This window comes from Agrobacterium vacciniicorymbosi, from assembly GCF_040427045.1.
In the GTDB taxonomy this organism is placed as follows: Bacteria; Pseudomonadota; Alphaproteobacteria; order Rhizobiales; family Rhizobiaceae; genus Agrobacterium.
This window is the reverse complement of sequence record NZ_JBETMF010000008.1, coordinates 158,860-171,142: the sequence shown is the minus strand read 5'-3', so window position 1 is coordinate 171,142 and position 12,283 is coordinate 158,860. Positions and strand designations below refer to the sequence as shown.

Annotated in this window: 11 protein-coding genes; 4 read left to right on the top strand and 7 right to left on the bottom strand. The window is 57.4% G+C overall.

Annotation, left to right across the window (positions count from 1 at the left end):
• Nucleotides 1-186: 186 nt before the first annotated feature.
• Together ABUK73_RS14425 and ABUK73_RS14420 are read right to left on the bottom strand one after the other, a co-directional pair.
• The gene (locus ABUK73_RS14425; protein WP_113089814.1) at nt 187-1,197 is read right to left on the bottom strand and encodes an ABC transporter substrate-binding protein; all 1,011 of its coding nucleotides are present in this window, start codon (nt 1,195-1,197) and stop codon (nt 187-189) included.
• Nucleotides 1,198-2,083: 886 nt separating this feature from the next.
• Nucleotides 2,084-4,183, bottom strand: coding sequence for a S9 family peptidase (locus ABUK73_RS14420; protein WP_353577880.1), 2,100 nt, complete (start codon nt 4,181-4,183; stop codon nt 2,084-2,086).
• A gap of 258 nt (nt 4,184-4,441) precedes the next feature.
• Here ABUK73_RS14420 and ABUK73_RS14415 point away from each other — a divergent pair, with 258 nt between their 5' ends.
• The 3 genes from ABUK73_RS14415 (at nt 4,442) to ABUK73_RS14405 (ending at nt 6,935) form a co-directional block, all read left to right on the top strand.
• A complete protein-coding gene (locus ABUK73_RS14415; RefSeq protein WP_113089817.1) occupies nt 4,442-4,843 on the top strand; it encodes a DUF930 domain-containing protein in 402 nt (133 codons plus the stop codon).
• 344 nt (nt 4,844-5,187) lie between these two features.
• Nucleotides 5,188-6,111, top strand: a complete 924-nt coding sequence (locus ABUK73_RS14410; protein ID WP_353577879.1) for a dihydrodipicolinate synthase family protein — start codon at nt 5,188-5,190, stop codon at nt 6,109-6,111.
• 95 nt (nt 6,112-6,206) lie between these two features.
• Nucleotides 6,207-6,935 (top strand): polysaccharide deacetylase family protein, encoded by a 729-nt coding sequence (locus ABUK73_RS14405; protein ID WP_353577878.1) that lies wholly within the window; start codon nt 6,207-6,209, stop codon nt 6,933-6,935.
• A 3-nt stretch (nt 6,936-6,938) separates the two neighbouring features.
• On the opposite strand, the gene ABUK73_RS14400 is transcribed toward ABUK73_RS14405, so the two are convergent.
• The 4 genes from ABUK73_RS14400 to ABUK73_RS14385 all read right to left on the bottom strand — a co-directional run bounded on the left by ABUK73_RS14400 (nt 6,939) and on the right by ABUK73_RS14385 (nt 9,931).
• Complete coding sequence (locus ABUK73_RS14400; protein WP_353577877.1) at nt 6,939-7,268, bottom strand: type II toxin-antitoxin system HicB family antitoxin; 330 nt, start codon at nt 7,266-7,268, stop codon at nt 6,939-6,941.
• Nucleotides 7,265-7,525 (bottom strand): type II toxin-antitoxin system HicA family toxin, encoded by a 261-nt coding sequence (locus tag ABUK73_RS14395; protein WP_353577876.1) that lies wholly within the window; start codon nt 7,523-7,525, stop codon nt 7,265-7,267. Before ABUK73_RS14395 ends, ABUK73_RS14400 begins: the two co-directional genes overlap by 4 nt.
• 109 nt (nt 7,526-7,634) lie before the next feature.
• Nucleotides 7,635-8,801, bottom strand: a complete 1,167-nt coding sequence (locus tag ABUK73_RS14390; RefSeq protein WP_162727909.1) for an AI-2E family transporter — start codon at nt 8,799-8,801, stop codon at nt 7,635-7,637.
• 269 nt (nt 8,802-9,070) lie between these two features.
• Nucleotides 9,071-9,931 carry a VOC family protein gene (locus tag ABUK73_RS14385; RefSeq protein WP_353577875.1) on the bottom strand — a complete coding sequence of 287 codons (861 nt, stop codon included), beginning with the start codon at nt 9,929-9,931 and terminating at the stop codon, nt 9,071-9,073.
• A 227-nt stretch (nt 9,932-10,158) separates the two neighbouring features.
• Between ABUK73_RS14385 and ABUK73_RS14380 the strand changes: the two genes are divergently transcribed.
• A complete protein-coding gene (locus tag ABUK73_RS14380; protein WP_353577874.1) occupies nt 10,159-10,569 on the top strand; it encodes a universal stress protein in 411 nt (136 codons plus the stop codon).
• 43 nt (nt 10,570-10,612) lie between these two features.
• Here ABUK73_RS14380 and ABUK73_RS14375 read toward each other — a convergent pair whose 3' ends face one another.
• Nucleotides 10,613-12,058 carry a methyl-accepting chemotaxis protein gene (locus tag ABUK73_RS14375; protein WP_353577873.1) on the bottom strand — a complete coding sequence of 482 codons (1,446 nt, stop codon included), beginning with the start codon at nt 12,056-12,058 and terminating at the stop codon, nt 10,613-10,615.
• Between the last annotated feature and the right edge of the window lie 225 nt (nt 12,059-12,283).

Sequence of the window (12,283 nt, the reverse complement as noted above, 5' to 3'; positions counted from 1 at the left end):
GTCCTGCCGGACATCTCCCCCTCAAGGGGGGAGATCGGCAAGACGCTCAAACATTGCCAAAGTCGCGACGTTTAAGTTGATCGGGAGGTTGCCACAGGCCGATCTCCCCCCTTGAGGGGGAGATGCCCGGCAGGGCAGAGGGGGGTGAGCCAAGACCACAAAGGATCATGGCCACCCCCACACCCATCACATCGAAGCCTTGATCTTCTCAGCCACCTCAGGCGAAACCCACTTAGTCCAAATGTCCTCGTGGTTCTCGAGGAAATAGGCCGCACCGTCTTCGTTGGTGCCCTGATTTTCATCCATCCAGGCCAGAACTTCGGCAACCGTGTCGTTGCCCCACTGGCGCTTCTTCACGTATTCGACGGAAGGACCGGCCTTTTCGGCAAATTCCTTGGTCACGACCGTAAACACTTCAGCCACCGGATAGGCATTGGGCTTGGGGTCGGCGCAATCTGGCTTGGCGATGCAGTTGTCGTAAGCTTCGCGGTCCAGTTCGACGCCGTCTTCCAGCTTGACCATATCGTATTTGCCCAGAATGGCAGTCGGCGCCCAATAATAACCGAGCCAGCCCTGCTTCTTTTCATAGGCATTGGAAATGGAGCCATCGAGGCCAGCGCCGGAGCCGGTATCAACGAGCGTAAAGCCCTTTTCATCCGCCTTGCGTGCCTTGAAGAGATTGGCCGTCGTTGGCTGGCAACCCCAGCCGGGAGGGCAACCGAAGACCGCGCCCTTGCTGGCATCTTCCGGTGCCGGGAAGAGTTCAGGATGCTTGAGCGCATCTTCCACGGTCTTGATGTCGGGATGGGCGTCGGCCAGATATTTCGGAATCCACCATCCCTCCACGCCGCCATCGTTCAGGATTTTGACTTCCTGAATGAGATTGCCGGATTTGACGGCTTCTTCATAAGGTGAGCCCAGCGTGTTCACCCACATTTCAGGCGCCATATCCGGCTGGCCTTTTTCATTCATGGAGGTAAAGGTGGGTGTGGTGTCGCCGGTCACGATATCGATCGTGCAGTCATAACCGTTTTCCATGATGAACTTGTCGACATAAGCCGCAACACCCGCAGATGCCCAGTTCATTTCTGCGATGGAGATGTTGCCGCAGGTCTCAGCGGCGTTGGCGGTGCTTGCGCCAGCGGCGGCAAGGGTGAAGCCCGTGACAAGAATGGTCGAGGCGAGGAGTTTCTTCATTGTAAGACCCCCAAGTCTAATGCAGTGTTTATGTGAGGCATACCGGGGCACTGCAAAGCCCGGCCTGCCAGAAGCGTCGGCGCGACATCGAAACGATACCGCTGCCAGAACGCAGAGCTAAAGCCATGGAGCGTGGATTTCACGAGCATGCGCTTGCGAAAGCTCCAGGGCAAAATGACATGCGCGGAAAGATGAGTGAAAACCCATCAAAGAACAGCCGCTAAGACGCGACGAAGAAAGCCGCAATCACCGCGGCGGAAAAGCGCATAAATATGTCAACGGGTTTTATAATACGGCGAGAAGATGATATTGCAACGCAAAATGCCGCATTGCAGCCATGCGCGGTGCTGCGGAACCATTTTGGATGATTTTCAATACTTCGCAAATTGTCATTTTTTACTGGCGGTATGCGCCACTTGACTGCATAAAAAATTAAAATGCAATTAATGTGAAATATATATTCAAATAACTCTGAATTCGGATTTTTGTGGAAAAAAATCTCAAATAACTCATTTCGAGAAGTATTTTTCTCCCAAATGCGGAGCGTTCGTCATCCTCGGGCTTGTCCCGAGGATCTAATCACGTTTCTGCGGATGCAACGTGGCAGATGCTCGGGACAAGCCCGAGCATGACGATCCGCGTAGGTTTGAGCGTCAATGGAACTTCGCATTTGACCATTACGATCACCGTCTCCCAGCTGCACAACCGGCAATGCAGCTTTGCCCAAAAGCAAATATCCACACTCCCTCATTCCTGTGCTTGTCACAGGAATCCAGTCAGCCGAAGTCCTTGGCTGAAAGAACTCTTCTCGACGCGCAGACGCGCGTCGGCTGGACCCCGCAGCAAATGCGGGGTGACGGAGGGGATGTGTTTGCGTCAAACAGCCTCAAACCGCAGCCTCACCCGCCACTTTCAGCGCAAACGCATACTCAAACGCTATCTCCTCCAGCCGCTGGAAGCGCCCCGACTTGCCGCCATGGCCTGCCGCCATATTGGTCTTGAGCAGGATCGGTGCTTCACCCGTCGTGTGCCCCCGCAGCTTCGCCACCCATTTGGTCGGCTCCCAATAGGTCACGCGCGGGTCGGTCAGGCCGGAAATGGCCAGAAGCGGCGGGTAGGGCTTTGCGCCAACATTGTCGTAGGGCGAATAGGCGGCGATCCACTGATATTCCTCTTGCGACTCCAGCGGGTTGCCCCACTCAGGCCATTCCGGCGGCGTCAGAGGAAGCGTGTCGTCCAGCATGGTCGTCAGCACATCCACGAAGGGAACGGCGGCGATAATGCCGGCGAATTTCTCCGGTGCCATATTGGCGACCGCGCCCATCAGCATGCCACCGGCAGATCCGCCCTCGGCAATGATGCCCTGATACGAGGTAAAGCCTTGCTTCACCAGATGGTCGGCAGCAGCGATGAAGTCCTTGAAGGTGTTCTGCTTGTGCTCCATCTTGCCGGTTTCATACCACTCAAAACCCTTGTCCTTGCCGCCGCGAATATGGGCCACGGCATAGACAAAGCCGCGATCGGCCAGCGACAGGTTGTTGGTGCTGAAGGAGGCCGGAATGGAAATTCCGTAAGCACCGTAACCATAGAGCAGGCACGGGGCAGAACCATCCAGCGGCGTATCCTTGCGGTAGAGCAGGGACACCGGCACCAGCGCGCCATCATGCGATGTCGCCATCACCCGGCGGGTGACGTAGTCGTCCGGGTTATGGCCGGAGGGCACTTCCTGTGTTTTCAGAAGCGTGCGCTCACGGGTCACCATATCGTAATCGAACAGCTGGCTCGGCGTCGTCATGGAGGAATAGCTGAAGCGGATGACATTGGTGTCGTATTCGGCAGCGCCATGCAGGCCCAGCGAATAGGCTTCCTCGTCAAAGGCAATGGCGTGTTCCTCGCCGCTCACCCGGTCGCGGATGACGATGCGCGGCAGGCCATCGCGGCGCTCCAGCCAGATCAGGTGGCGGGCATAGGCGTCGATATCCAGAATCAGACGGCCCGGCTCATGCGGTACGACTTCCGTCCAGTTTTCCTTGCCCGGTGCCGTCACCGGCGTTTCCATGATGCGGAAATCCTTGGCGTCGCCGTCATTCGTCAGAATGTAGAAAACGTCGCCACCTTCACACAGCGAATATTCGATGCCTTCCTCACGCTTGGCCACGATCTGTGGCTCGGCGGTCAAATCCTTGGTGGAGAGAATGCGATATTCGCTGGTCTCGTGGTCGTGAATATCGATGAAGATGAAATCATCCAGAACCGAAGCACCGACGCCCATGAAGAAACCGGGGTCTTTTTCTTCGTACACCAGACGGTCGGACGATTGCGGCTGGCCGATGATGTGGTGGAAGACCTTGGACGGGCGGTGGTTTTCATCCTGCAGGGAATAGAAGAAGCTCTTGCCATCCGGCGCCCATGCTCCGCCGCCGGCAGTGTTCTCGATCACGTCTTCCAGGTCTTGCCCGCTCTCCAGCTCGCGAATGCGCAAGGTGTAATATTCCGACCCCTTGTCGTCATAACCCCAGATGCCGCGACTGTGATCGCTTGTCTGATCGAGACCCGCGAGGCGGAAATAGTCCTTGCCCTCGGCTTCCTTGTCGCCGTTCAACAAAACGTGTTTCTCGCCGCCACCGCGCGGGGTGCGGAAATAATGCGGCTGCTCGCCACCCGTCACGAACAGTGTGCCGTAAGCATAAGGACTGTCATTGACCGGCACCGAGGAATCATCCTGCTTGATGCGGCCCTTCATCTCCTCGAACAGCTTGTCCTGAAGCGGCTTGGTGTCGGCCATCGCCGCTTCCATATAGGTGTTTTCGGCCTCTAGATGACTACGAATGGCCGGGTCCAGCAGCGTCGGATCCTTGAACATGGCCTGCCAGTTATCGGCGCGAAACCACGCATAATCATCCGTGCGGGTGATGCCGTGGTGGGTGTCGCTCACGGGCTTCTTTTCGGCAACGGGGGCGGCTGGCAGGTTCTTGAAAATGGACAAGGATATACTCGCTTTCATGAAGACATCGGTCTACGTGTGCCAAGATGTAGAGTGCTGCTCTGGGTCGATCAAGGAGGAAAACTCCTTGTGGCTTAGAAGCCATGGGCACAATTTGGTCTGCTTTCGATCACAATTTAACACTAGATCGCAAATCCGACACATCCGTGCCGATGCTGGCAAGTCGGTGGTTTTGCCTCAAGACCCCAGATTTGCCTCGAAATTCAAGACAAGAAGAAACGAAAAGCCCGACAGGACACCATGCACAAGCTTCTCTCCGTTGCCCTTCTCGCAGCCTCTTCCAGCGTGGCGATGGCCATGCCTGCCCATGCCATAGATGCCAATGTCCTTCGTCAGCTCAATGCGCTCGCCCCGGAGGAGCGTCTGGAGCAACGCTGCGATATCGAAGCCATGGAGCGCATCGCCAAGGACCAGAAGGGCATGAAGCCGGACAAGGTCATTGCCTATGCCTTCGGCGATCCGGATGTCACCCCTGATTCCATCAAGGCTGCCGGTGCCGTGTTCAGAAGCGGCGGCGAATGGTACCGCCTGCGCTACAAATGTCAGATCGCCACCACCACGCTCGGCATCCGTAATTTCGATTACAAGGTCGGAGACAAGGTGCCGGAAGAGCAGTGGGCGAAGCATTATTTGTATGATTGAGGCGGTGCGACTGGCTTACCTCTCCCCCTGTGGGAGAGGAAGAAAGATCATGATCTTAGCTTTGCTAAATCATAGATTTTTCAGGTGAGGGGTCCGCCGTTGGCGCCGAGGTAAGACCCCTCACTTGCGATTTCTAACACTTAGCCTTTGGCTAAGATGTTGAAATCGCTTTCTCTCCCACAGGGGAGAGATAACCCAGCCGCGACGTCCGTGGTTTCACCACCAGCGCGGAGAGGGTGAAGTTGCCAATCCGCAACGATATCTAACTGATTTCCTATTGATATTGCCGCATGCTGATTTGCTGATTAATCCTTGTGTCAGAGGGTTTTTCAGGGGCAGGTTGCATGAATGTGAGTTTTCACGGGCTTTCGGCCTTTCCGCTGACGCCAGCGGATGAAGAGGGGCTCGTCGATGTCGAGGCCCTGTCGCTGCTGGTGCAGAGGCTGGATGCGGCAGAGGTCGATAGCATCGGCCTTTTGGGCAGTACCGGAAGCTACGCCTATCTGTCTCGCGATGATCGTCTGCGCGCCGTCAATGCCGCAGTGGAATGCCTGAAAGGCAAGTGCAGGCAGCTGATCGTCGGCGTCGGCACGTTTCGCACCAGTGAAGCTGTTGCGCTGGCCAAGGATGCGGAAGCCGCCGGTGCAGATGCGCTGTTGCTCGCCCCCGTTTCCTACACGCCGCTGACACAGGAAGAGGTCTATCACCATTTCGCAGCGGTGGCCGGGGCGACCAGCCTGCCGCTTTGCATCTACAACAATCCCTCCACCACGCATTTCTCTTTCGGTGACGAGCTGCTGGTGCGGCTGGCCTATATTCCGCATATCCGCGCCGTCAAAATGCCTCTGGCCGCCGAGATGGGTTTCAAAGCCGAACTGGAGCGCCTGCGCCCACGGCTAGGCGAGGATTTCGCCATCGGCTATAGCGGCGATTGGGGTTGCTCAGAGGCCGTCCTTCAAGGTGCAGATTGCTGGTACAGCGTCATTGGCGGATTGTTGCCGGTGCCAAGCCTTCGTCTGCTCCGCGCCGCGCAGGCGGGAGATGCAGCCGAAGTGAAGCGTATCGAAGATTATTTCCAGCCGCTCTGGTCCCTGTTCAAGGAGTTCGGCAGCTATCGCGTGGTTTATGCCGCAGCCAATCTCCTGTCGCTCACCCACCGCCAGCCGCCCTTGCCGGTCATGCCGCTCAGCGTCAGCGATTGCGCGCGGGTGGAAGAGGCGCTGGCCAAGCTTGCGGAACTCGATGGCCTGCCCGCCGCAACGCCATAATTCCGGCGTTTTGCGAGCAGAATTGCCGAGATATAGCGCAAAAACTGCGACGCGGTTTTGCGGCTGAACTTTATCGATCATCGAAGGCTCGTGACATGCTGAAGACAATCATTCTCGTCTCTTTGCTGGCCGCCATGGCGTCTCCCGCCTTCGCGTCGACCGGCGGGCTTGTCGAGCCGACGCTGAAGATGCAGCCGGGCAAGGCGCATGCGCCGCGCGTCGCCATCACGCTCGATGCTTGCATGGGCAAAACGGATTTCCGCATTCTCGACACGTTGGTGAGCGAGAAAATCCCGGCGACCATCTTCGTCACTGCCCGCTGGCTCAAGCACAATCCGCAGGCGTTGGCCGTGCTGATGTCACACCCCGACCTGTTCGAATTGGAAAATCACGGCGAAAACCACGTTCCAGCCGTCGATAAGCCGGTCTCGATCTACGGCATCGCCGCCGCAGGCTCACCGGCAGCTGTGGAGCAGGAAGTGGAAGGCGGCAGGCTCGCCATCGTCGCCGCCACCGGTCGCCAGCCGCAATGGTTTCGTGGCGCGACCGCCAAATACACCAATTCCTCCATGTCGATCATCAATCAACTCGGAGAACGCGTCGCCGGTTATTCCATCAATGGAGACGGCGGCTCGCTGCTGGGCGCTGGCATGACAGCCAAGCACATCGCATCCGCCAAGGACGGCGATGTCGTCATCGCCCATATCAACCAGCCCACCCACGAAGCCGGCGAAGGCGTCGTCCGCGGTCTCCTCGCGCTAAAAGCCCGCGGCGTCATTTTTACCCGCCTGGATGACCCGGCGTTTAACGCGCCGTCTAATTGACCGTCAAGAGACGGCGCGCTCCAATGCTGCCGTCACCCATTTGTTGAGGCTGACGCCATCTCTTCGGGCCGCGTTTGAAACGGCCTTGTGAAGTTTCGGTTCGGTACGCACTACGAACTGGCCCGAAAATGGTTTTTCCGGTTCTTCGCCACGCTCGGCGCAAAAGGCCAGATAATCCTCGATAGACTCTGCCAGTGCCTGTTTGAGTTCCGTCGCAGAAGAGCCTTGAAAGGTGATGACGTCCCTCAGATCGATGACTTCGCCATGAAAAAGATCAGCCTCTTCATCGAATTCGATGACAGCCTCATATCCTTTATAGTGCATCACACTCATGGTCTTATCCCTGCTTCGCTCAGAAACCGCCGCACGGATTTCACCGCACCCTTGTCAGTTTCCTTCTGTGGGTGAGGGCGATGAAACACCGCCCGAACTCCGTTAAGAGCAACACGTACGCGTGACCCTTGGCCTTCCGTTACCTCAGCGCCGCTAGCGAGGAACAGCGCTTCAATATCCCGCCAAACGATGCCCGCCCGAACAGGATCAGAAAAGATCGCTTTTAGTACGGCCTGATGCTTCTTGCTCAGCTCCATATAGTATCACTATTCGATATCATTTCAAGATGTGCGGCCTGTAGAGGCTTCAAATGAGATGACATGAAAAGCAACTATTGAGGGAATTGGCAAGTAGAGCACGTGACTGTCACGACGGCAGGTTCGGCACTACGCGACGGGAGGGGAAAAGCTCTCGAGCAACGGTCATGCCGATCAGGGAAAGCGGCAGGGCCAGCATGGCGCCTGCGGCACCCCACATCCATGTCCAGAAAATGATGGCGACGAAGACGAGGAAAGGATTGATTTCCATGTTCTTGCCCACCACCGCCGGGAATGCCAGATTTTCCATTAGCAGGTGAATGGTGAAAAACACCATGGCGGGCAGCAGGCCTAGCAGCAGGCTGTCATGGGTCAGGATGCCGCCAATCGTCAGCGCCAGCGTCATGGCGGTAATGCCGAGGAAAGGCACGAAGCTAGAGAGGAAGGCAAACAGTCCCCACAGGAACGGCATGGCAAGACCGCCCGCATAGGCGATGATGATCATGGTCACACCAAGCCCCGCATACATCAGCGATGCGGTGGCGAAGTAAGAGCTCAGAACATGTTCGATAGAGGCGATGGTGCGAATGGTGCGCAGGCGCTGGTGGCGCTGCGGAAACGCCATGATGACGGCTTTGCGCAGACGAATGCGGCTGTAGAGGAAGAGAAGCAGGGCTGCAAAGAAGACCAGTCCCTGCACGATGGCAGGCGTCAGGTTCGAGCCAACCACGGAAATGATATCGCCGCTTCGCGAGAGGATGGATTCAAGCGAGATAGAATTCAGGCTGAAGGTGGCGGCGGAAAAATTCAGCCATCGCAGGCTTTGCAGATAGGGCACGAAACGATTGATGGCTTTCTCGACAATGTCAGGACCTTCCGATGCCAGCGTGGACAGCGGATCGATCAGCGAATTGATGACGAGGAAGAAGACGAGGGCAACGGCGGATGAGAGAATAAGCGCCACCGCAAAACCGGGAATGCCGTAAGAGTTCAGCTTGCCCGCCGCCACGCCGAGGATCATGCCGACCACGATGGCCATGACGATCGGAATGAGAATGATCGACAGTGAGTGAATGACGCCCATCAGCACGATCGCAAAAAGCCCGACGATGGACCATGCCACAGCAACATCCAGCGCCTCGCGGCCCAGTGGTTGCTGACTCCGCTCATCATCATGCGCCGTCGCCAGCGCGCCTCGCATGAAGGGGTCTTTGTGATCCGTGCTGGCAGCAGCGGCTGCACCGTGTTTTCGGTTGGCTATCGTCTGGTCATTCATAAACAGTCCCCCATCAGGGCGTATAACGCTCGATGAGGTATGCAGTTCCTAGTTCGGGAAGATTTACCTGTGCGGCGAAGACCCCCTCTACCTGCCGGCATCTCCCCCACAAGGGGGGAGACAGATGTGGCAAGGTCTTACCCATCTCCGACGCTGCTAATAGTGCGATGTTGGGACCACAGGGTTTCTCCCCACCTGTGGGGGAGATGCCGGCAGGCAGAGGGGGCTGCCACACGGTAAAACGCTTGCTTGTTATCTGCCTCCAGCAATCAAGCCGAAAGCTTCAACCCAATACCCCAAGGATCCTTCACCGCAACGCCATCACTCTGGCGTTCCGTGGCGATTTCCAACCGGTCGAGGGCGGCGAGGGCACTGTCCAATGCTGCCTTCTCGTTGAACTTCAGCGAATAGCCGGAAAGGCCGGTCATGTTGGCAGAGCGGGCCTGCGCGCCGCGGCTGTTCCAGATGTTGGCGGCGACGTGGTGGTGGTAAGCGCCGGAGCCGAAGAAGCTGGCGCCGGGGTAGCGTGCCATGATTTTCAAGCCCAGCACGTCCTGATAAAACTCATCCGCCTGCGGAAGATTGCCGACCTGCAGGTGAATGTGGCCGATGGCCGTGCCGTCTGCGGCCTTGGCAAAGGTTGCCTTTGGCGCGCTGTCGTAGAGTTCCTGAAGGTTCAGCCGCAGCGTGGACATGGCAACCGTGCCATCCGTCTGGTAGGTCCATTCGTCCGGCGTGCGGTCGCGGTAGACCTCGATGCCGTTGCCTTCCGGGTCGGCGAGATAGATGGCCTCGCTGACCAGATGGTCAGATGCGCCCTGAAGCTGCACATTGTTGTGCGCCACATGCGTCAGCCACAAGGCCAGATCGCTGCGGCTCGGCATCAGGAAGGCCGTGTGGAAAAGGCCCGCCGCGCTGCTCGGCGCGCGCACGGCATCATTCGACGTTGTCAGGGTCAGAAGCGGCTGGCCGCCAACGCCCAGCACCTCGCCGCTGGCCGATTTTTCGATGACGGAAAGGCCAATGATCTTCTGATAGAAATCCGACACCAGCGGCAGATCCCGCACCACGAGGTGGGCCTGGCCGACATAGGCGGGCCGCGTCAGCGCAAATTGCTTGTTTTCACTCATTGCTTGGCACTCCAAATCCAGCCGACTAATTGCGGCGATGTTGGGCGGACTATGCGCGCGATTGATCGTTCAGAAAAGATAGCCGTTTGGTGATACTGCGTGTGCTATTTGTTGACAATCATCGCATCTGGCCTTGATGCCGATCAATTCCCTCTTCGCCTTTGCCGTGTAAATATAAGGAACTTCAAAAGCACGATGCGTGTTTTTAGAGTCGAAGGGAGAACATCATGTACAGCAAAATCCTCGTTCCGGTCGATCTGAGCGCCCCCGAAAAGGCCGAGAAAATCTTGAAGAAAGCCGAAGCGTTGCTCGATCCGGCGGGCCATATCGTGCTTTTGAATGTGGTGGAAGATTTGCCGAATTATCTCGCCATCGATCTGCCGATGGATCTGATCGAAAACGCCATCAAGGATGCCAAGGAGAGGCTCGCGGCGCTGAAAGGCAAATCATCACGCATCGGCGCGGTGGAAATTCGCAGCGGTGCCGCCGCCCGGGAAATTCTGGCCGCAGCGGAAGATCTGACGGTCGATCTCATCATCGTTGCGTCGCACACGCCTGACCTGACCAATTATTTCATCGGCGCAACGGCAGACCGTGTCGTCCGTCACGCCAAATGCTCGGTGCTGGTGGATCGATAACCGATAGAGATGCGGAATGGCGCGCCGTTCGCGCGCCAAACCCTTACGCTGCGTAGCGTGTATAGGGCGCTGATGTCCGCCCCTGGCCTGATAGCGAGAAGCGGTTAATCAGCGTGGCCAGTTCCTGCGAACGGGCATTCATATCATTCACCGCTGCGGTGGATTGCTCGACCATGGCTGCGTTCTGCTGGGTGACTCGGTCCATCTCGTTCACCGCCGTGTTAATCTCCTGCAAGCCCGCCGCCTGCTCGCGGGCAGAGGCGGCTATGTCGGCCACCAGTCGGTCCATTTCCGTTACCCTGCCGAAGATCGCCTTGAGCGTCTGTCCCGTGGATTCCACCAGCGTCACGCCGCGTTCCACCTGCTGGGTGCTGGTGGCAATCTGGTTGCGAATTTCCTTGGCGGCATCGGCGGAGCGCTGCGCAAGCGCGCGCACTTCCGAAGCGACAACGGCAAAGCCCTTGCCGGCATCACCCGCGCGGGCCGCTTCGACACCTGCATTCAGCGCCAGAAGATTGGTCTGGAAGGCAATTTCATCGATAACAGAGACGATCTGGCCAATCTGGGTAGAGCTGGCCGCAATCTCGCTCATCGCGGTCTCGGCTTCCTTCATGATGTCGCTCGATTTTTCGGCCTCCTGCTTGGCGCTGGTGGCGGCAACGGTTGCCTGAGACGCACCTTCGGACGTGCGCCGCACCGTTGCGGTAATCTGGTCCAGCGCCGCTGCCGTTTCCTCCAGAGAACTGGCCTGCTGTTCCGTGCGCCGCGAAAGATCGTTCGTGGACGCGTAAATTTCCTGCATGCCACGGCATATGTCGTCAGACGTGTGGGAAATTCCCGCCATCGCCTGGCGCAAAGCCTCGGCGGCGTTGTTGAAGTCGCGGCGAGCCGCCTCGTGCTTTTCGGGCAGGGGCTGCGTCAGCTGTACGGAAAGATCGCCCGAGGCGAGGCTGCTCAGCGCCTTTCCAAGCGCCATCATCGCGCGGCTGTCGGCCTGCGCATCTTCGGCCCGCTGGCGGTCGAACTCCGCTCTCTGCCGGGCCGTTTCATCATTCATGTCGCTGATAAGATGATGGATGGCAACGGCGACATCCGTGTAAAGCCCTTTCATCAGCGTGCGGATGAAGGCCTCGCGCTTGCTGGCACTCCAGCGCGTTTCCTGCAAGACCACCAGCGTCCATTCGGCGGCATAGATCGAGCAGGCATCGATGATGAAACGGGTAAAACCGATCTTGTCGTTGATGCCGCGAATGACCTTGCCCTGAGCATCGAAATAATCGGTCTTGAAAGCGCCTTCGCATAGCCGCCGGAACTTGACGGCTTCAAGCTGCAGAAGTTCTTCCGGCACTTTCACCATGGTCGGATCGAAGGACTGAAAGCATTTTACAGCGACTTCGCGGACATGTTTTTCCAGATGTGCGTAAAGCTCCTCGCCACGCTTGCGTTCCTCACCCGCCCAAGGCTTGATCTCATCTTCGATGCGCCGCATTTTCAAAAGACCTTTTCAAAAATTGTTTGATTACGTCTCATATTGCGCAATCGTTTCGACTTCCTAAAGTTAAGGTTGTATTATCTCGCAGGGTGTTATTTTGATGAAGATCGAGTTCGACTTTTGCGACAGGCGTGAATGCAAAGTGATCGCGTTTTGCGAGGCATGTCTTGTTCCCGTCTCATATTGTCTGCATGATCCGGATATTGATGTGCGAGAACGAAT